The organism is Blastopirellula retiformator (genome assembly GCF_007859755.1).
GTDB lineage: Bacteria > Planctomycetota > Planctomycetia > Pirellulales > Pirellulaceae > Blastopirellula > Blastopirellula retiformator.
The window spans coordinates 187,127-205,861 of record NZ_SJPF01000005.1; the positions used below are offsets into that span (position 1 = coordinate 187,127).

At 57.6% G+C, this 18,735-nt stretch carries 17 protein-coding genes, 1 tRNA gene and 1 rRNA gene; 9 read left to right on the forward strand and 10 right to left on the reverse strand.

Features of this window, described 5'->3' with window-relative positions:
- Positions 1 to 27: 27 nt before the first annotated feature.
- Complete coding sequence (locus Enr8_RS20895; RefSeq protein WP_146435417.1) at positions 28 to 345, reverse strand: hypothetical protein; 318 nt, start codon at positions 343 to 345, stop codon at positions 28 to 30.
- Between the two features lie 351 nt (positions 346 to 696).
- On the opposite strand from Enr8_RS20895, the gene Enr8_RS20900 reads away from it, so the two are divergent.
- Positions 697 to 948 (forward strand): hypothetical protein, encoded by a 252-nt coding sequence (locus tag Enr8_RS20900; RefSeq protein WP_146435419.1) that lies wholly within the window; start codon positions 697 to 699, stop codon positions 946 to 948.
- A 332-nt stretch (positions 949 to 1,280) separates the two neighbouring features.
- Here the strand turns inward: Enr8_RS20900 and Enr8_RS26455 are convergent, their stop codons facing one another.
- Entirely contained in the window at positions 1,281 to 1,403 is a 123-nt protein-coding gene (locus Enr8_RS26455; RefSeq protein ID WP_261342478.1) for a hypothetical protein, read from the reverse strand.
- Between Enr8_RS26455 and Enr8_RS20905 the strand changes: the two genes are divergently transcribed.
- Both Enr8_RS20905 and Enr8_RS20910 read left to right on the forward strand, forming a co-directional pair.
- Positions 1,402 to 2,529 (forward strand): ISAs1 family transposase, encoded by a 1,128-nt coding sequence (locus tag Enr8_RS20905; RefSeq protein WP_146435421.1) that lies wholly within the window; start codon positions 1,402 to 1,404, stop codon positions 2,527 to 2,529. The genes Enr8_RS26455 and Enr8_RS20905 overlap by 2 nt on opposite strands.
- Before the next feature lie 358 nt (positions 2,530 to 2,887).
- Complete coding sequence (locus Enr8_RS20910) at positions 2,888 to 3,550, forward strand: hypothetical protein (protein ID WP_146435423.1); 663 nt, start codon at positions 2,888 to 2,890, stop codon at positions 3,548 to 3,550.
- 89 nt (positions 3,551 to 3,639) lie between these two features.
- Here the strand turns inward: Enr8_RS20910 and Enr8_RS20915 are convergent, their stop codons facing one another.
- On the reverse strand, positions 3,640 to 4,011 hold the full coding sequence (locus tag Enr8_RS20915; RefSeq protein WP_146435425.1) for a thioredoxin family protein: 372 nt from the start codon (positions 4,009 to 4,011) through the stop codon (positions 3,640 to 3,642).
- A gap of 680 nt (positions 4,012 to 4,691) precedes the next feature.
- Between Enr8_RS20915 and Enr8_RS20920 the strand changes: the two genes are divergently transcribed.
- From Enr8_RS20920 to Enr8_RS20930, 3 genes are all read left to right on the forward strand, one after another.
- Positions 4,692 to 6,202: ribosomal RNA gene (locus tag Enr8_RS20920) — 16S ribosomal RNA — on the forward strand.
- Between the two features lie 47 nt (positions 6,203 to 6,249).
- Positions 6,250 to 6,915 (forward strand): hypothetical protein, encoded by a 666-nt coding sequence (locus tag Enr8_RS20925; RefSeq protein WP_146435427.1) that lies wholly within the window; start codon positions 6,250 to 6,252, stop codon positions 6,913 to 6,915.
- Positions 6,916 to 7,065: 150 nt separating this feature from the next.
- Positions 7,066 to 7,995, forward strand: coding sequence for a metallophosphoesterase family protein (locus tag Enr8_RS20930; protein ID WP_146435429.1), 930 nt, complete (start codon positions 7,066 to 7,068; stop codon positions 7,993 to 7,995).
- 202 nt (positions 7,996 to 8,197) lie between these two features.
- On the opposite strand, the gene Enr8_RS20935 is transcribed toward Enr8_RS20930, so the two are convergent.
- Positions 8,198 to 8,282 (reverse strand) — tRNA-Leu (locus tag Enr8_RS20935).
- Positions 8,283 to 8,367: 85 nt separating this feature from the next.
- Complete coding sequence (locus Enr8_RS20940) at positions 8,368 to 9,909, reverse strand: PP2C family protein-serine/threonine phosphatase (protein WP_186767776.1); 1,542 nt, start codon at positions 9,907 to 9,909, stop codon at positions 8,368 to 8,370.
- Positions 9,910 to 10,236: 327 nt separating this feature from the next.
- Between Enr8_RS20940 and Enr8_RS20945 the strand changes: the two genes are divergently transcribed.
- A complete protein-coding gene (locus Enr8_RS20945) occupies positions 10,237 to 10,713 on the forward strand; it encodes a hypothetical protein (RefSeq protein ID WP_146435433.1) in 477 nt (158 codons plus the stop codon).
- On the opposite strand, the gene Enr8_RS20950 is transcribed toward Enr8_RS20945, so the two are convergent.
- From Enr8_RS20950 to Enr8_RS20960, 3 genes are read right to left on the reverse strand one after another with little or no spacing between them, the layout of a single operon-like run.
- Positions 10,710 to 12,095, reverse strand: a complete 1,386-nt coding sequence (locus tag Enr8_RS20950) for an NAD(P)(+) transhydrogenase (Re/Si-specific) subunit beta (RefSeq protein WP_146435435.1) — start codon at positions 12,093 to 12,095, stop codon at positions 10,710 to 10,712. The genes Enr8_RS20945 and Enr8_RS20950 overlap by 4 nt on opposite strands.
- A 33-nt stretch (positions 12,096 to 12,128) precedes the next feature.
- Complete coding sequence (locus Enr8_RS26720) at positions 12,129 to 12,656, reverse strand: NAD(P) transhydrogenase subunit alpha (RefSeq protein WP_146435437.1); 528 nt, start codon at positions 12,654 to 12,656, stop codon at positions 12,129 to 12,131.
- Positions 12,653 to 13,894 (reverse strand): NAD(P) transhydrogenase subunit alpha, encoded by a 1,242-nt coding sequence (locus tag Enr8_RS20960; protein WP_146435439.1) that lies wholly within the window; start codon positions 13,892 to 13,894, stop codon positions 12,653 to 12,655. The genes Enr8_RS26720 and Enr8_RS20960 overlap by 4 nt, the downstream gene beginning before the upstream one ends.
- Before the next feature lie 395 nt (positions 13,895 to 14,289).
- Between Enr8_RS20960 and rplM the strand changes: the two genes are divergently transcribed.
- Both rplM and rpsI read left to right on the forward strand, forming a co-directional pair.
- Positions 14,290 to 14,751 (forward strand): 50S ribosomal protein L13, encoded by a 462-nt coding sequence (rplM, locus tag Enr8_RS20965; protein WP_146435442.1) that lies wholly within the window; start codon positions 14,290 to 14,292, stop codon positions 14,749 to 14,751.
- 37 nt (positions 14,752 to 14,788) lie between these two features.
- Positions 14,789 to 15,325 (forward strand): 30S ribosomal protein S9, encoded by a 537-nt coding sequence (gene rpsI, locus Enr8_RS20970; protein WP_146435444.1) that lies wholly within the window; start codon positions 14,789 to 14,791, stop codon positions 15,323 to 15,325.
- 289 nt (positions 15,326 to 15,614) lie between these two features.
- Here rpsI and Enr8_RS20975 read toward each other — a convergent pair whose 3' ends face one another.
- Positions 15,615 to 16,913 (reverse strand): DUF1501 domain-containing protein, encoded by a 1,299-nt coding sequence (locus tag Enr8_RS20975; RefSeq protein ID WP_146435446.1) that lies wholly within the window; start codon positions 16,911 to 16,913, stop codon positions 15,615 to 15,617.
- 23 nt (positions 16,914 to 16,936) lie between these two features.
- Positions 16,937 to 18,577: a DUF1549 domain-containing protein gene (locus tag Enr8_RS20980; RefSeq protein ID WP_246120186.1), complete on the reverse strand. Its 1,641-nt coding sequence runs from the start codon at positions 18,575 to 18,577 to the stop codon at positions 16,937 to 16,939.
- Positions 18,578 to 18,735 lie beyond the last annotated feature (158 nt).

The window sequence follows — 18,735 nt, forward strand, 5'->3', positions numbered from 1 at the left end:
GGGGGCTTTCGCCCCCGACCGTCGCCGCTAGTCGACGATTTCCAGAATTTGAACCCCATCGAAAAAGACGACCTCGAAGAACATTGCAAGTTGACCGGTTCGGCGTCCGATGCCGATGACCACTTGCTTCGCTTCCTCGTATTGGCTTCGATCACAGGCGACCGAAACTTTTAGGAGTCGGTCAGAATAAATCTTGCCGGAATCTAACCAGCTGCCATCGACCGTTCCCTCGGAGGTGAACCCTCCGAAGCGAGTCGCGATTTCCGCCAAGATCTCGTTGATCTCGGCTTGGGAAACCTCGGAACCATCGTTCCGATTCAGGGGGATCAAAGTCGTGAATTTCATTCACTTGGTCCTTTCTGAAAAGTTGTCAAACAGCGAAAGCAATTAAGTAATATGGTACCACATGCGGTATTGTTTGCAATACCAAATACGGTATCGCGCTGCGATTTTCAGAAAAGAATTTCGGGGCAGACGAATGACACCTCTGGTCCCCCCACAAAATAATGGGAATCAGTGCTTGCAATCTGAACAACTGCACACTAGATTAAGACCCGCAATCGAAAGAATCGTTACCAAGCCAGCACCGGGTTGCTGCCGGCCGCGTCAGCCGTCGACGACGCCTCTACCGCTCCACTCTTGAGCTATCGCCGTTTTGCTATCACCAAACCATCTGCGCTAGAGGTACGCACGCCAATGATTCACGCTGAAATGATTTCATCCCCTTCGTCTGGGTGCCGCAAGATCACTCAATTTCCCTGTAATTTCCCGGACGCCAGGATTACCGCCGTCGAAATCTGGAACCGCGACGTACTGGTCGAGCGGCTCGAGGTGGATGGAACCTTCACCTGGCCGCGCGAGTGCGTCGAAAGGTTCAACCGGATTCACGCGGGGGCTGAGTCTGGGTCGGTGGCGTATGCGATTGTCAGTGACGTTGACGAGCTGTAGGGAGATTGGGCAGATGAAAGATAAAGTCTGGCAAATGATTGTCATTCGCGATGGTCGGGCCGCAGCAACAATGCTTGGATGCTCTCGCGAAATGATCTACTCCAGCGTCAGGGCATTTAACGAGGAAAGCGAGCGGCTCGAGAATGGAGCGAAGGCATTTCCATGCATGGTGTCAGTGACACCGAGCTTGCTCATAAGCAAGAATAAGCGAGCGCTTTTAGAGGTGGCATGATTTCTCGTAACCTATTGCAAGACAATGCATTTGCGAGAAATTGCATCAACAAAAGAAAGGGCGGCCGGACATTATGAGTCCCCTGCTCTAACCGACTGAGCTACTGGCCCACGGCGATTGCGCCATGATGGGCAATCTGCGATAATCCGGCAAATACGTCTTGGCGTTTTTGCGACATTCGTTTCGCCGCCAGGCGTTCGCTTTGCAGGGAGGTCTTCCGCATGTCTTCTGCGGCCGCTTCGATTCAACAGTACTTTGCCGACCTGACCGATCCGCGCACGCGGAAGGTGACTTATCCGCTGGTCAACATCGTCACGATGTCGCTCTGCGCCGTGCTCGGCGGGGCGGATGAATTTGTCGCCATCGCCGATTGGGCGGAGGATAAGAAGGAGTGGCTTTCGCAGTTTCTCGACATGAGCAGCGGCGTCCCTTCGCATGATTGTTTCAACGCGATTCTCGGTGCGCTGAAGCCGGCCGAATTCGAGAAGTGTTTGCTGAGTTGGATCACGGCGCTGCAGGACATTACCGACGGACAAATCATCGCGATCGACGGCAAGACGTTGCGGCGCAGTTTCGACGCCGCCAGCAGCAAGGCGGCCATTCACATGGTCAGCGCCTGGGCGACCGCTAATCATGTGAGCCTGGGTCAGGTAGCGACCGACGCCAAGAGTAACGAGATCACGGCGATTCCGAAATTGCTCGAAATCATCGAGGTTTCCGGCTGTTTGGTGACGATCGACGCGATGGGTTGTCAGAAAGAGATCGCCGCCAAGATCGTCGACGCAGGGGGCGATTATTGCCTGGCGATCAAAGGAAATCAGCGTTATCTGCATCAAGCGATTCGCGATCACTTCGTCGCCGCGATGGAAGTCGACTTCAAGAAGCTGAAAGTTCATCGTCACGAAACGCACGAGAAAGGGCATGGCCGCGAAGAGTCGCGCTACTATTATCTCTGCCCGATCGATGCGGATGATTTTCCGTACGCCAGCAAGTGGAAGAAGTTGAAAGCGATCGGCATGACGATCAACATCGTGACGCAAAACGGCAAAGAGACGAGCGACGTCCGCTACTATATCGTTAGCAAATACCTCACGGGCAAACGCTTCGTCGAAGCGGTCCGCGGTCACTGGGGTATCGAGAATTCGCTCCACTGGCAACTCGACGTAACGTTCGGCGAGGACCAAAGCCGCATCCGAAAAGGAAACGCCGACATCAACTTCAGCCTGCTGCGAAGAACGAGTCTGAGCCTCTTGAAGAACAACAAAACGGCCAAGGTGGGCGTGAAGAACAAGCGGCTAAAAGCGGGGCGGAACGACGCCTATCTGCTGGAAGTGTTGCTGGCGACGTGATTTATGGTGCGATCGCCGTGGCTTGAAGGGCTGGACGCTCTACAAATCCTCAAATCCAGGGTTTGAAATGTATTTCCCCGACAGAAATGTCTCGAAAATGCTGATCGGCGGTACGTTTTTTACGTGGGTGCGGCCCGCGTCGGGGCCGAATGGCCTCGAGGATTTCGCCTACTTGGCCGTCAGTTACTTTTCGCGCCGGCAGGGAGAATCGGACCTTGATGCACTTCATCGCGTCGAACGTCAAACGAATATTGGAATCGACGGCACCTCGCGAAACGGAATTAGCGTTTCGTCGCAAGAAACGACGTTTCAAGGCATGGTCGCGCTGGAACGAACGTTTCATGGAGATTTGAGGTCCATGAATATCGTTTCGACGATTGTGGCTCATAAGAGCGGCATCTTCGCCATTTCAGGCGTCGGCCACAGCTCTCGCTATCGCCTGACGCAACTCCGCGCCATGCGCGACTCCTTTCGGATCGTCGAGCAAACGGATTCGGACGACAAGATGAATGAGCCGGCGCTAATCGACTTTACGTCGATGTCTGGAGCCTCAGGGCGCATCGGGTCGCAGCTGTTTAGCCCAGAAGGAGAGCCAATCTCGTTACAGCTTCCGAGCGGTGAGATCCATGCGGAAGAGGTGGGCGGCTTTCGTCAATATCGTTGGACCGGACCGCTGCGTCAGGGACCGATAAAAGGCGTCGCCGCCGAAATCAAGCTGTTTGTGGTTCCGCGTTCGCCCAACCTGAGTGAAATAGAGGCAATTGAAGAGGCGAAACAGCGCATTCGACCAATGCCGCCCGATTCAATTCAAGTGGCGAATGTAAGCGACATAACGACTACGTGCGACGGTCACGAAACTGCAAGTACGACCTTTGAGATTCCCGCCCAGAAGACTCGCAACCACGTGGCCTACATAGCAGATTCGTCGGCAGTCTATGTTCTCTTGGCGGTTGGCGCCGATGACTCTTGGCCGAACCGAAAATGGGACGAAGTGCTCGCTTCGGTTCGATTTTCGAAATAGCAGTCGCGCCGATTAGCTTCGACGCTCCAATGAGTCGATGAACGGCCAGAGCAATAAGTCGGCTGACGGAGACTCGTGAGTGTTCCCGCCTACCACAACGGGAACAACCCCTTCACCGACCCCGGCGAACTCGTCCGGCCCACTTCTTTGCCGTCGCGGACGTAAACGAACGTCGGGATCGAGCGGATGTTGTACTTCATCGCCAGGTCCTGGTCGTTGTCGACGTTGATCTTTTTGATTGGGTAGCCTTCGTCGCGCAGTCGCTGGTAGGCGGGTTGGGCCCGCTTACAGGCGCCGCACCAGGGCGCCGAGAAAAAGTAAACCTTGCCTTCGATTTCGTGCGGCTTGGGGGGCTTTGGCAGCTCGAATTGGTCTAGTTTGTCGGCGTTCATAACGACGACCACGCCAATCGGGGCCAGAAAAGTGAGCAGGGCGAGCAGTAAAACGACCGGTTTGGGCATCAGATCAACACTCCGGCGATGCGAAAACGGGAGATGAGAACTTCCAACCCTAGTATTTCGTTCGCCTCCTGGCCCTTATTGGGAGCGGCCAGTCACCGATTGGGCCGCTTTCTCCTTTCGCCGATCGGTGGAATCGGAACAAGCGGCAAAACCGCGCCGCGGGTTAGCGGCGATTGGTTGTCGAACGAAACGCGATCGCTGCGGATCCCAATCTCGCAATTCAGATGGCAATTTCGCGCCGCGGCGGTCCAATTCGGAGCGACGAAGGGGTGTCGGAAGGGCCCGTTTTCAGATTCTCGCGAACTTTTTTGGCGGCGTTTTCTCCTTGTTTTCTTGGGAAAAACGTAAATCGTGATGAAAAACTTGTTCGGGACGTGCGTGGCCCGTTGACGCCCTGGTCAGTTCTGGTACTCTTTGTCTCTTCCCAGTTGGTTGCTGACGCGGCCAAGGGGGAAAACAAAACCGAGAGACAACGTTTCTCGGACATTGATCTTTGACAATTTGGTTGTGACCTCTGTTGGGTTCGGCGTGAGACTGTGCTTCGCAGAACTGTTCTTCGGAACAGCTTTGTAGAAGCAAATCACAATGAACTTGAATTTGAATTGTTTTGCAAAGAGCAGTTCAAACACTTTAATTTTGCTCATATGCGTGACGCTTCGGCCGACCGCTAAAGCATATAACAATTGAAGGGTTTGATTCTGGCTCAGAATGAACGTTGGCGGCATGGATTAGGCATGCAAGTCGCGCGAGAATCAAGGAAGCTTGCTTCCGAGAGGACAGCGGCGAAAGGGAGAGTAACAGGTAGTTTATCTGCCCTCGGGTTCGGGATAGCGTCGGGAAACTGGCGGTAATACCGAATAACATCTACGGATCAAAGTTCCGGCGCCCGGGGATGAGACTGCTTACTATTAGCTTGTTGGTGGGGTAATGGCCTACCAAGGCTACGATGGTTAGCGGGCGTGAGAGCGTGGCCCGTCTCACTGGGACTGAGATACTGCCCAGACACCTACGGGTGGCTGCAGTCGAGAATCTTCGGCAATGGGCGCAAGCCTGACCGAGCGATGCCGCGTGCGGGATTAAGGCCTTCGGGTTGTAAACCGCTGTCAGAGGGGAAGAAATTTTGACTGATCCTCAGAGGAAGGACGGGCTAAGTTCGTGCCAGCAGCCGCGGTAAGACGAACCGTCCGAACGTTATTCGGAATTACTGGGCTTAAAGGGTGCGTAGGCGGCTCTACAAGTCAGGTGTGAAATCCCACGGCTCAACCGTGGAACTGCGCCTGAAACTGTAGAGCTTGAGGGAGATAGGGGTGAGCGGAACTGATGGTGGAGCGGTGAAATGCGTTGATATCATCAGGAACACCGGCGGCGAAGGCGGCTCACTGGGTCTCTACTGACGCTGAGGCACGAAAGCTAGGGGAGCGAACGGGATTAGATACCCCGGTAGTCCTAGCTGTAAACGATGAGCACTGGATCGAGGGGACTCCCACATCTTCTCGGTCGTAGCGAAAGTGTTAAGTGCTCCGCCTGGGGAGTATGGTCGCAAGGCTGAAACTCAAAGAAATTGACGGGGGCTCACACAAGCGGTGGAGGATGTGGCTTAATTCGAGGCTACGCGAAGAACCTTATCCTAGTCTTGACATGCTTAAGAATCTTCCTGAAAGGGAAGAGTGCTCTTCGGAGAGCTTTTGCACAGGTGCTGCATGGCTGTCGTCAGCTCGTGTCGTGAGATGTCGGGTTAAGTCCCTTAACGAGCGAAACCCCTATCTCTAGTTGCCAGCGAGTAATGTCGGGGACTCTAGAGAGACTGCCGGTGTGAAACCGGAGGAAGGCGGGGATGACGTCAAGTCCTCATGGCCTTTATGACTAGGGCTGCACACGTCCTACAATGGTGCGAACAAAGGGACGCGAACTCGCGAGAGTAAGCAAATCCCAGAAAACGCGCCTCAGTTCGGATTGCAGGCTGCAACTCGCCTGCATGAAGCCGGAATCGCTAGTAATCGCGGGTCAGCATACCGCGGTGAATATGTTCCTGAGCCTTGTACACACCGCCCGTCAAGCCACGAAAGTGGGGTGCACGCGAAGTCGCTAAGCTAACTCGCAAGAGAGGCAGGCGCCGAACGTGAACTCCGCGATTGGGACTAAGTCGTAACAAGGTAGCCGTAGGGGAACCTGCGGCTGGATCACCTCCTTTCTAAGGAAAACTGGTGAACGACATGGAAGACTCACACTTCCTTCTAGATGCGAGTAATCGCGACTAGACGTATCACCTTGGGACAGTCTCACTCAACTCAGCTTGGTCACAACCATTTTTATACGAAACGGACGATAGAGAAATCTATCGTCCGTTTTTTGCATGCGCTGATCATGATGCAACAACATATCGCTCCATCGCTCGATTTCTACGCTCCTAGCGAGCGCCGGGGTGGTTTGTTGGTTTTCGCGCTTCTTTTTGGGCCCGGCTTCGGGCTCCTCGTTTTCGCCATGGTTCGCGACTATCCACTGGACGAGTCGAATCAGTTTGAATGGGCCGGTTATCTTTTTTCCCTGCTGCCGCTCTCGCTTTTCTTCTTGTTGGCCGCTTGGAGTCGCCGTACCGAGTTCGACCCGGTCTTTCAGGTCGTCTGCGTGCGGGACTATCTGTTTCGATTTTTTCCGGTTCCGGTACAGCAGTTTCGCTTAGCCGAGCTGGAGCACATTCAATGCTCCGCTTCTATTAACAGCAGCTATGCCAATAAAGCGAAGCCCGATCGAAAATTGGGTGTCGTGCTGGTGGCGACCAGCGGAAGCGAAGCGTATTTGGCGCTGCGATTGTGGGATCGGAACTTCGAGGCGTATAAAAAAAACGTCGAGGAATTCGCCGCCGCTGTGGGGCTGCCGCTGGAGGATGTTGAACGCCACGAATAGGTGAACCGTCTGTTCTCCCCGCTTTTGGGCTTCTCGCGGCTGATTCGGCAGGTAAAGTTTCTGAGAAGGAGCCATGGTTGGGTTTTTCCGCCGCGGCCAGCGAGTGTTATTCTGTTTGTAGACGAATTGATCTACTCAGGAGCCAAGTCGATGCAGCGACGTAATTTTCTTCAACTGGCCGGCGCCGCTTTGGGCGGCTGTATGTTGCCGAGCCTGGCTCGTGCCGAGCACACGGCCAAACCGTTTCGTTTCGCCCATTTGACCGACATCCACGTCCAGCCAGAGCTTTCGGCGGGCGAAGGTTTTCGCAAATGCCTGGCGTCGGTTAATTCTCTCGCCGCCAAGCCGGAAGTGATCGTTACTGGCGGCGATATGGTGATGGACGTCTTCGCCCACAATCGCGATCGGGCCGACCAACTTTTCTCGCTGTATGGCGACATTACCAAGGGTGAGACCGACATCGCTTTTCGCCCCTGCATTGGCAATCACGACGTCTTTGGCTGGTCGAATCGCCAGGATGTGAAGCCGGAAGACGCGGCGTATGGCAAAGGATTGGTTTGCGAAAAGTTGGGCCTGGAAAAGACTTACTACGCCTTCGACCAGGGTGGCTGGCGGTTTTACATCCTCGACGATATTCAGATGGCGCCCAACAATCGGTACCAGGCTTATCTTGAAGAAGAGCAACTCGACTGGCTGACCAAAGACCTGGAAGCGAAGCCGGCCGAAACCCCCGCCGTCGTGGTTTCGCACATTCCGTTCTATACAGTCACGACTTTCGATGTCGGCCGCGAAGAAGATCTCGCCTATCGTGTTGGTTATAGCGCAATGTGTCGTGATGCAGGAAAGATTGGCAGTCTGTTCTCGAAGTACAACGTGAAACTTGCCCTCTCCGGACATCACCATTTGCTGGAGCGAATCGAGTACAACGGCGTCACCTACATCTGCGGCGGCGCCGTCTCGGGCGGTTGGTGGCGCGGGCCGCGAAAAGGGGTGCAGGAAGGTTATGGCGTAGTCGATCTGAACCCGGACGGAACGTTCAAATACGAGTATGTCGACTACGGCTGGACCCCGGTTGCCTAGTTTTGCCGCCACCGATTGCTGGACAATAGAAAACCCGGTTCGTCGTGAGAACGAACCGGGTCTCTTTTTTACTCCGGCGCGAACTCTTTGACGGGGGCCCGGCGCCGGAGCAAGTTTCAGTAGATCGAATCGACCCGATAGTGGCAAGAAATGAAAAGATCCCATTGCTCGCGTGACCGCAAAACAATGGGATCTTTTTCAGTGGGCTAGACTGGATTCGAACCAGCACGTCCTTAACGGACACTAGGCCCTCAACCTAGCGCGTCTGCCAATTCCGCCACTAGCCCGGCATTGGCATTACTGTCGCCGTAAGCGACCGTAATGGAACACATTAGTCTAGGAAAACCGTGGTTGCGGTCAAGCGGGGGCAAATTACCGGTCCGGACGGCGTTTGACCACGAAAATCGTCTGATCGCACGCGGTAGGACGGTCGAGCTTGGCCAAGAGTTCACGTCCGGCGGTCAAAATTCGGTCGGCCGGCAATTCCAGGTGCTCGCGGAGTTTTTCCGCAAATTGGGCGATTCCCTCCGGTCCCGCTTCGTCGAACAGATATTCTCGCACCCCGGACGACATCATCGTGATCGCCGAACCCGGTTGGAGCAGGCGTTCGACGTATCGCGGGTCAATGTCGGTGCGGGCGCCCAGCAGGAACGACATTTCCCACAATTCTTCCCAGCCGTCGGGCGTAATCAGTAGCCCGCAGGTTTCGCCCGAGTTGGCGATTTCGATCAGCCCGGTGTCGGGATGGATGACGCCATACGAGAGCGACGCGAAACGATCCCCGGCCGAAGCCGACCAGAAAGTGTGATTTACCCGATTGACCAACGTCCGGGCGTCCGCCGCATAGCGACTGTGCGACTTGACGGCGGTCGCCAGTTGTCCGGCCATCATGGCCGCTTCGAGCTGTCGTCCGTCGACGTCGCCGACCGTGATCGCCAAGGCGCCGTTGTCGAGCATCGACCAGTCGTGGAAGTCGCCGCCGGCCTGTTCGGCTTGTTCGGTCCAGCCAGCCAGGTCCCAACCTTCCAGCAGCGGCTTGATGTGGGGAAGCTGGTGATCTTGTTGGGCGGCGACCGCGTGCAACTGTTGCGTCAGCTGATGCGACTCGGACTTTTCCTGCAGGACGACGTCCAGTTCCAGTTCCGACGCGATTCGCCCGGCGATGATCTCCAGCGTTTGCGTCTCGGCTTCGCTGAAGTCGCGATATTCTTCCGAGAAAATCCAGAGGGTGCCCAGCGGATTGGTACTGGTCGAGATCGGGATGCAGCAGGCCGACGGGTAATTCTCTGGGCAACGCCAATGCGGCAATAACGCGGTGTCTTCCAGTACGACGGCGCTGCCAGCCAACGCTTCCAAGTCGGCGACCGCCGCGGCCAACGGACGCGCTGGTTCCAGGAAGCGATCGGGCGGAAGATTGACGGCGGCCCGCAGTTTCAACTCGCTGGTCGCGTCATCCAGCATGTAGATCGCGGCGGCCGAACCGTGGACATTTTCGATCGCCCCTTTCAACACGCCTTGCAATCGGGTGGCGATGAGATTCTTCGAGTCGACGACTGAAACCGGAATGTTGGTCGCTAGTTCGGCTTCGCGTTGTTCGAGCGCCGATTGCAGTCGCTGCACTTCCGACATCATCGCGGCCAGGGCGTCGGCGATTTTCGCCACTTCGCGAGGCGGGGCGAAATCGGGATCGTCCAAGACCGGCTTCACCAGCAGTCGTCCCGACGTTTTTCCATCGAGGTCGACGACCGAATATCCTTTGCCGGCGGCGCCTTCCTGAAATTCTAGTTGACAGCCGAAAGCTTCGACCAATGCTTCACTAGCGGAAGCGAGTCCTGGAAAGAAGGCCTTCTCGGCGTAGGGCCGCGCCGTTTCTTGTCGGTGAATACGAAGGTAGCTGGGAAAGGGCCGAGCCATAGTTGCGCGCCAATTCTGTCTGCATTTGTCCTTTTCCGCCGAAATCCGTGGCGATTTGAATTCGAGACGCCAATCCATAGCGTCCACTAACCTGCGTCGACTTCCTTCGTCGAACAGTTATGGGAATCGGCGTCACAGCTAGCACGCATTAGCTGCTTTTCCTAATTTCACAGGCCTCGTGGAAAGTCGTACCCATTGGGCCGACTTTTCCTAGGCAGAACCGGAGAAATCGTCACTCTCAGAATTTCGTGATGACCAAACGTGTCCTCGCGCTGGTGGACAAAAAGACAGTTCCAAATTCACCAGGCGGCTAACGAGGGCACGACCATGAAATGGCATTACACCAACGGGCGGCGAATTGATTCGATTTTGGGCAGCGGAGTTCTAAAGCCAAGTGCGGATGGATCGGGGCGGATTCGGCCGGCGGTCTGGTTTTCGACCAATGAGCATTGGGAAGAAACGGCGAATCGTTCGGTTCGTCACATCAACGGATCGTATCTGCGCTGCGATCGTGAGCAGACCGACATGTACTGCGACGGGCTATTTCGATTGGAGGTCGACGTCGCCTGCGATGTTCTGCCGTGGCGTGAATTAGCCGCGATGTGTGGTATTCGGCAGGGCGATCTGCTGAAGATCGAATCGCTGGCTCGGCGACTCGGCAGCGATCCGCAACAGTGGTACGCATCGCTTCGCCCGATCGGCCGCCAAGATTGGACAGCAATTGAGCGTTGGAATGGATTTGCATGGGAGCCGGTCGAAGCGTTCGCATTGGCTCAGGCGGTTACCACGCGATTGGCAGGTTAGCCGTTTTCCTTCAGCGCGGCGATGATGTCGAGGATCGCCTCTTTGCCGTCCGAGAAAAACATCAGCGAGTTGTCCGCGGCGAACAGGGGATTCGGAATCCCGGCGAAACCAGGGCTCAAGCTGCGTTTGATCACAATCACCGTACGGGCTTTGTCGACATCAACAATCGGCATCCCGGCGATCGGGCTATTGGGGTCGGTGTTGGCGACTGGATTGACGACGTCGTTGGCGCCCAGCACGATGGCGACGTCGACTTGCCCCATGGTTGGGTTGATAGCATCCATCTCGCGGAGCTTCTCGTAAGGAATATCGGCTTCGGCTAGCAGCACGTTCATGTGCCCCGGCATGCGACCAGCGACAGGATGAATTGCGTATTCGACATCGATCCCTTTCTCTTCCAGGATGGTCGACATATCACGCACGGCATGCTGTGCCTGGGCGACCGCCAGACCGTAACCTGGCACAACGACGACACGTTGCGCCGCATCGAGGATCATCGCCACGTCGTCAGCCGACGTGGAGCGGACGTTGGCGTAGACTTCGTGGGCCGCCGGACCCGACGCCGCCGCGGCCGACTGCATGCCGCCAAAGATGACGTTCACTAGCGAGCGATTCATCGCTTTGCACATGATCTGCGTCAGGATGAGACCGGAGGCGCCGACTAGCGACCCGGAAATGATCAGCACGTTGTTGTCGATCACAAATCCAGTCGCCGCTGCGGCCAGACCTGAATAAGAGTTAAGCAGAGCGATCACCACCGGCATGTCGGCGCCGCCGATCGGCACAACCAGCGTCACGCCCAGGATCGAGGCGATCACGACGATCAAGATGTAGGGAATCAGGCTCCAGCCTGACCCGGCCATGAAAATCGTGAGTAGCAGCAGGATCGCCACCATCACAATATTGACGACCGCCCCGGACGGAATATCAATCGGCTTTTTGAAGATCTGCAGCTCTTGCAGTTTGCCATAGGCGACCAGCGAACCCCAAAAGGTGACCGCGCCAATCAAGCCTGACAATGCCGCGGCCAGCATCACATCGGGGGCGGTGGACGTGTTGGGACGAAGCAGTTCGGCGCCGGCGACAAACACGGTCGCCGCTCCGCCAAACCCGTTGAACAAGGCGACCAACTGCGGCACGTCGGTCATTTGCACGCGGATTGCTAATACAGCGCCAATGATGCCGCCGACCACCAGCCCGATGATCACGTAGGTGGCGATCATTTTGAGCGCCGCCAGCGTCAACACAATCGCCAACAGCATCGCTCCAGCGCTGATCAGGTTCCCTTTAACCGCGGTGCGCGGATGGGACATGTACTTCAGGCCGAAGATAAAGAGGATCGCCGAAACGACATATGCCAGGTTGATCAGGGCTTCGTACACGGGAAGTTCCTTCGTTGAGGCCGACTCTGGGTGTTATCGCTTCGGTTTGAACATTTCCAACATGCGGTGCGTCACCAGGTAGCCGCCGACCACATTGACTGTCGCCAGGATCACCGCGACTAGACCAACGATCGCCGCCAACGGAGCGTCTCCTGCACTGGCTGCGATCAACGCCCCGACGATCGAGATCCCGCTGATCGCGTTCGAGCCAGACATCAGCGGCGTGTGCAGTGTCGGCGGGACCTTGGTGATCAGCTCAAAGCCGATAAAGATCGCCAGGACGAAAATCGTCAGGCTGGCCGCCAGGGCGTCGTACCGGGTGTACTTCTTCTCTAGCGGTTGCGGCTCGCCATCTACGGGCGACGGCGTGTCGTCGGCGGCTAACTCGGCAGGCGTTTCCACCTCGGCCTTGGGAGACGCTTGGGGGGCGGCCTTTTCGGCAGGCGGTTTCTTACTCGCCTCTGCGGCGGCTGGTTTTTCTTCCGCTTTGGGGGCATCGCCATCTTGGGCGAACGCTGGCGAAACGCTTCCCAGCAACAGCAGTAATACGAGCCATCTCATGATGCGTTTCCTTCGGCAGGCGGCGCGGGTTCGTCATCTTCTAGCGGGATCTTCTCGTTCGGTTCTGGCGGGACGATGGGGGGCATGCCAAGCATCTCGCGAATTCGATTGTGGACCACCTCGCCGTCGCGGGCGACCAGCGTTTCGGCGACGATCTCGTCTTCCGGATCAATCGTCAGTTCTTTCTCTCCCTTTTTCACCAGGTTCAACAGGAACTTGGTAACGTTGCCCGAGAACATCTGACTGGCGTGCTGCGGAACTTCGGCGGCAAGATTGGTCGGCCCCAGAATGAGAATGCCGTCCTTCTCAACGCGAACGTCCGCCTCGCTCGGCTCAATATTACCGCCGCGTTCGGCAGCCAGATCGATCAAGACCGAACCGGGACGCATTCCGGCGACCGCCTCGGCGGTGACCAGCAGCGGCGACTTCTTGCCGGGGATGGCGGCGGTCGTGATGATGACGTCGCACTCTTTCACTGTGTCGGCCATAAACTGGCGTTGTTTCGTATAGAACTCTTCGCCCAAGTCTTTGGCGTAGCCTCCTTTGTCTTGGGCGCCGCTCGACTCAAGCTCGAAGTCGACCGCTTTGGCGCCAAGACTTTCGACTTGTTCTTGGGCTTCCTTCCGTACGTCATAGCCAAGGACTACCGCTCCGAGCCGCTTGGCAGTAGCGATCGCTTGTAGGCCTGCTACGCCAGCGCCGATCACAAACACCTTGGCGGGGGAAAGGGTGCCGGCGGCGGTCATCAGTAGCGGAAAAATCTTGTGCAGCTCGGTCGCGGCAATTAAGACCGCCCGATAGCCGGCGATGGTCGCCTGGGAGGAGAGGATATCCATGCTCTGGGCCCGAGTGATCCGGGGGATTAACTCCAGGGCGAACTGGATCGCCCCCTTTGAGGCCATCTCCTGGATCGCGGCGGGATTGCCAAGAGGATCGCAGCCCCCAATAACGATCTGGCCCGACTTGACCAGCTCGAGGTCGACTCTTCCCTCTTCTGGGTTGGATCCTAGGGAGCGGACCTGGCAGACGATGTCGGCTTGGGTGAAGGCGTCGGCCCGGGAAGCGACAATTTGGGCGCCAGCAGCCTCGTAATCGGCGTCGGGAAAACCGGCGGCGACTCCGGCCCCGGTCTCAACCAGGATCTGGGCGTCCAGTTTCCGCAGCGGGCCCAGGGAGGCCGGGATCAGGGCGACACGCTTTTCGCCCGGGAAATTTTCACGCACGACGGCAATAATCATGATGTTTCCCTAGGTCGTGGGGCGCGGCGCCAAGGGATTTCGGAAGCGGGCGAGCAATGAATACCGCGCAGCACAACTTCAATGGTGGGAAATTCTTACACAGCGGGGGGCGTCTGTGAACCCTTTTTCCTGGAGCGACAGGTCGCCGGTTGCGGGTTTTCTCCCTTTCTTAATTTCAGGTCCGTCGCCACTTGCAGACTAGGCGGTAGGCCGGTAATATACGTGTTTCCCCTGACCAAGCTGGGGCCAGATAGTGCGTTTGCCGGCGGGCTCTACCGCATGCAAGCTGTCGCTGGCGGGGAAATCCAGCGACCGGGTCGATACTCTACGAGCCGTGTTGGACTGTTGAGTCAGGATATACTCGAGCCAAGATAAGACTGAGAGCCAGGATTACTATGTCGACATCTACTTTCGTGGCGAAGCCCGGTCAAATCGAACAGCAATGGTGGCTGGTCGACGCGGAAGATCAGGTCGTCGGTCGTTTGGCGAGCGATTTGGCCGTGATCCTGATGGGGAAACACCGCCCCACCTACACTCCCCACGTTGACACCGGCGATTACATCGTCGTCGTGAATGCCGAAAAGGTGAAGTTCACGGGCAACAAGTGGGACAAGAAAGAATACAACTGGTACACCGGTTATCCTGGCCTGCGGACCGAAACGGCCGGCAAGCGTCTGGAACGCCATCCCGATTGGATCCTGCGTGAGGCGGTCCGTCGCATGCTGCCGAAGAACAAGCTGGCGGTCAAAATGCTCGACAAGCTGAAGGTCTTCGTCGGTCCCGAGCACACCCACCAGGCTCAGCAGCCCGAGCCGCTGACCGGCTTGGCTCAAGTCAAACAAAAGAAACGCAAGTAAGCGATCCAGCAATACAGAAGAGTCTAAGGGATAACTAATGTCGACCGACGAAACGAATGTCGAAACCCCGGACGCGGAAGCGCCGGCTACCGAAGCTCCTGCTACCGAAACTGCCACGACGGAAGCCGCGGCTGTCGAAACTCCCGTAGAAGCCGCTCCGGCTCCGGTGAAGAAGTCGAAGCCGGTTGACGGGGTCATTCTGGGCACCGGTCGTCGTAAGACGAGCGTCGCTCGCGTCCGCATCAAGAGCGGCACTGGCCGGATCATGATCAACGGTCGCTCGCTGGAAGACTTCTTCCCGAACGTCCAAGATCAATCCGCCTTCATGGGGCCGCTGGTCGACACCGAATATGCCGACAAGGTGGACGTTCGCGTCCTGGTCAGCGGCGGTGGAACCTCGGGTCAGGCTGGCGCCTGCCGCATGGGTTTGGGTCGCGCCTTGGCCGCGATGGACGAAGCCGCCTTCCCGGCGTTGCGTGAAAACGGTCACTTGACCCGCGATTCCCGCATGAAGGAACGCAAGAAGTACGGTCTGCGTGGCGCCCGCCGAGGAACGCAGTTCTCGAAGCGTTAATCGCTCGAACGGTACTGCCGAAATTCAGAAAGCTCGTCCCATCTGGAGCGAGCTTTTTTCATGCGTCTGGGCGACGGAAACTGCCCGGGTTGGTCGCGATAGGTCTCCCTGCCGGGGCGGCGCAGCCGCAAGAGGCATCAGGCCGAGGTATGCATGATAACGGTGGCCTCGTAGCCGCCGCGGAGTGGGTTTCGCCCGTTCCACCTTGGCCTGCGGATTGATGCTTCCTGCCGACTTCGTCTGCCCAGAAAGCGGAGCTTTCTGGGCTAACCGGTGGGTGGATGATTGATTACGCCAGGATTTTGGTAATCGGCTTCCCTTCGCTGATCGCCATCGGGCGGCCGATCGACGTGTCGTACATGTGATGGAAGTTGATCCCCAGCGACTGGTAGATCGTTGCGTGGATGTCGGCGATGCCGACCGACTCGGGATGGTCGGGCGTCACCTTTTCGCCCGAGGGATCGGTCTCGCCCAACAGCGAACCGCCCCGGATGCCGCCGCCCGCTAAAGCGACGCTGAATCCATGCGGCCAGTGGTCACGACCGCCGGCGGGGTTGATCTTCGGCGTGCGGCCGAACTCGCCGCCACACAGGACGACGGTACTCTTCAGCAGATCGCGCTCTTCCAGAAGGCGAAGCAGAGCCGCGTAAGCCGGGTCGAGGATCTCGATCCGACCGCTTTGCAGTTGATGGTTGTTGGCGTGCGAGTCCCAGCCGCTGAGCGTGACCTCAACGCAGCGAACGCCGGTCTCAATCAGTTGCACGGCACATAGGCAGCCGCGGCCGAACGGCGTGTCGCCAAAGTCGTCGCGGAGCGATTGCGGCGCCTCTTCGATGTTGAACGCCTTGATCTGCTCAGAGTCCATCATCGTGATCGCTTTGTCGATCGTCGCCAGATGAAGCGTCCGGTTCTTTTCGAGATCCGCTCGGCGGCTGCGGGTAAAGGTGCGCTCGAGAATATCGAGATCCTTCCGCCGCTGGGCGAAGCGTTCATCCGTCACCCGCCGCGGTAGATCTGGCAAATCGCCGAGCGGATCGTACATCTTGAAGGCGTCGTATTTGTTCCCCAGGAACCCGCCATGCGCCGGCCATTGATCGGGAAAGATCGAAACGTGCCGCGGGATCTCGACCCCGGCGCGGCCAAGCTCGTGGCACATCACGGCGCCGATCGTCGGATGGATTAACGTTGGATCGGGGCGATAGCCGGTCTTCATGTTGTAGGTCGCCCGTTCGTGATCCCCTTCTTTGCTGGTGACGCCGCGGAGTAGGGCCACGCGGTCCATTACTTCGGCGGTCGCCGGCATCAAATCCGAGATTTCAACGCCGGAAGAACGGGTTGAAATTCGCTTCGCATCGCCACCGATCATCGTACCGGGATGGGGATCGAACGTCTCTAATTGGCTGGGCGCTCCTTGCATCCACAGCACGATCACCGACTTGGCCGGGGCGCCGGTCTTGTCCGTTTCGGCAGCGGCCGCCAACTGCGCGGCGAGCGGGGTTAGCCAAGGCAATCCGCCGGCAGCTTTCAGCAACGTTCGCCGTGAAAAATGATCGGCGCCGCCGCAGCCTGGGTTGTGAGAGCGATTCATCTGCATGGGAAATCCCTCAGCCTCTAGTGGTTCCAGGCGAATTCGGACGAGTTCAGCAGCACCCAAACCAAGTCTTCCACCTGATGGCGGCGAGCCAGCGTCGAATCTTCCATTCGCTGGACGAAGTACTCCGACTCCTCCGACGTCGGCCGTCGAGTCAGCGTCGTCAGGTAGGCGATCTCGATGCGGGTTTCGTTGTTCGGCGAGAGTTGGGCGATTCGCGTCGCCGAATTGCGAATCAGGTCATTTTTGGTTCGCTGTTTGACCAGGTTGCCGTTCATCATCAACAGTCGCTGCGGAATCGTTCCCCCTTGCTCGGCGAACTCATCCTCTCCAGCGTCGCCGTAACGCTTGAGGAACTCATTGTGCTCGCCGTAGTTGATCAACTGCGTCAGGATGTGGCTCTCGGCGTCCAGCGTCTTTAACGCCGCCGTTTGCTGGATGGCGCCGATCACTTGCTCAGGGCGGAGCCGAGTGACTGGATAGGCGGCCCAAGTCTCTTCGTGTTCAGCCGTGACTGCAAAATCGGCTTGGCTGTCGCGCTGGAATGCCTTGGTGGCGGCAATCACCCGGACCAATCGCTGCAGATCGAAGCCGTTCGCGATAAAGTCGTCGGCCAGCGGTTCGAGGCCGGCCGGGTATTCCCCAGTTTCAAACGAGCCTTCCAGCGGAATGCTGTCGACCGGTTCGACGAGCGGCTTGCCGGTGGTGATCGCCCAGATGCGATTGACGATCGCCCGGGCGAAGGGGCGGTTCTCGGGATGAGTGACCCAGTTGGCGAGTCGCTCGCGCTCGGTAGCGGCGTCGCTTAGCAAGTGCTGGTTGAAGGGAACTTGCGACGGGACGGTCGTCGTCTCGTCGGCGTAGAGGTATTGGTGTTCGTACAGCACCTTGTCGTTGTCGCGGATGCCGACGAATGAGTTTTCCGCCTCGCGAAAGAAGGAAGCCAACTCGTGGAAGTCTTGCTGTTTCAGGTCGCCGCCGAGGTTGTCGTCGTGGCACTGCACGCAATCGATCCGGGTTGCCAAAAAGGCGCGGGTGACGCGGCCCGCCAGCTTCACCGGATCGGGGCGTTTGGTCCCGTCCTGGTCGATCGTGGCGGTGACGAAGTTGACTGCTGGCGTATCGGTCCACAGTCCGTTCTCGGCAATCAGGTCGCGGGTTAGCTGATCGTAGGGGCGATTCTCCATCAGCTGGTCGCTGAGCCAGGTCAGGAAGCGGCGCCCGCGATAAACCAGAAACGGGCCATTCTCGACGCCGACGTAAGCCCGACGGAGGCGTTCAGCGACGAAATCGCCATATCGCCGATCGGCAAACGTCTTTGACAGCCACCACGACAGGCGTTCCTCTTCTGGCCGCGACTCAAAGACGCGGATCTCTTCCAGCGAGGGGACCGTGCCGGTCAGGCCGAGCGAAATCCGGCGAATCAGCGTCAGATCATCCGCGGTAGGCGCCGGCTGAAGTCCCGCGTCCGCCCAGGTTTGCTCAAACTGCAGGTCGACCCGATCGGCGACCGCCTGAATGTCGTTCCGCTCGACCGGACCGAGTGGATGGGCGATCTCGGCCACCTGAGGCGGACGCTGCGGAATGACCAACCCGCCGACCACGGCCGAAACCATGACGCCGCAGATTCCGATGAAGAACAGATTTCTTAGCCAGGCCACGGTTCAATTCCTCCCACATTCCCGTTGTACTAAGTACCTTTGTAAAGGGAAAATGGTTTCGCGGCCAAAAAACTACGCGGTAAGAAACCAGCGGCCGCTTTTTCGGGTAGTTCCACCAGAGGGACGCGCATTTCCCACGGGCCTGCTTTTCGCCAACT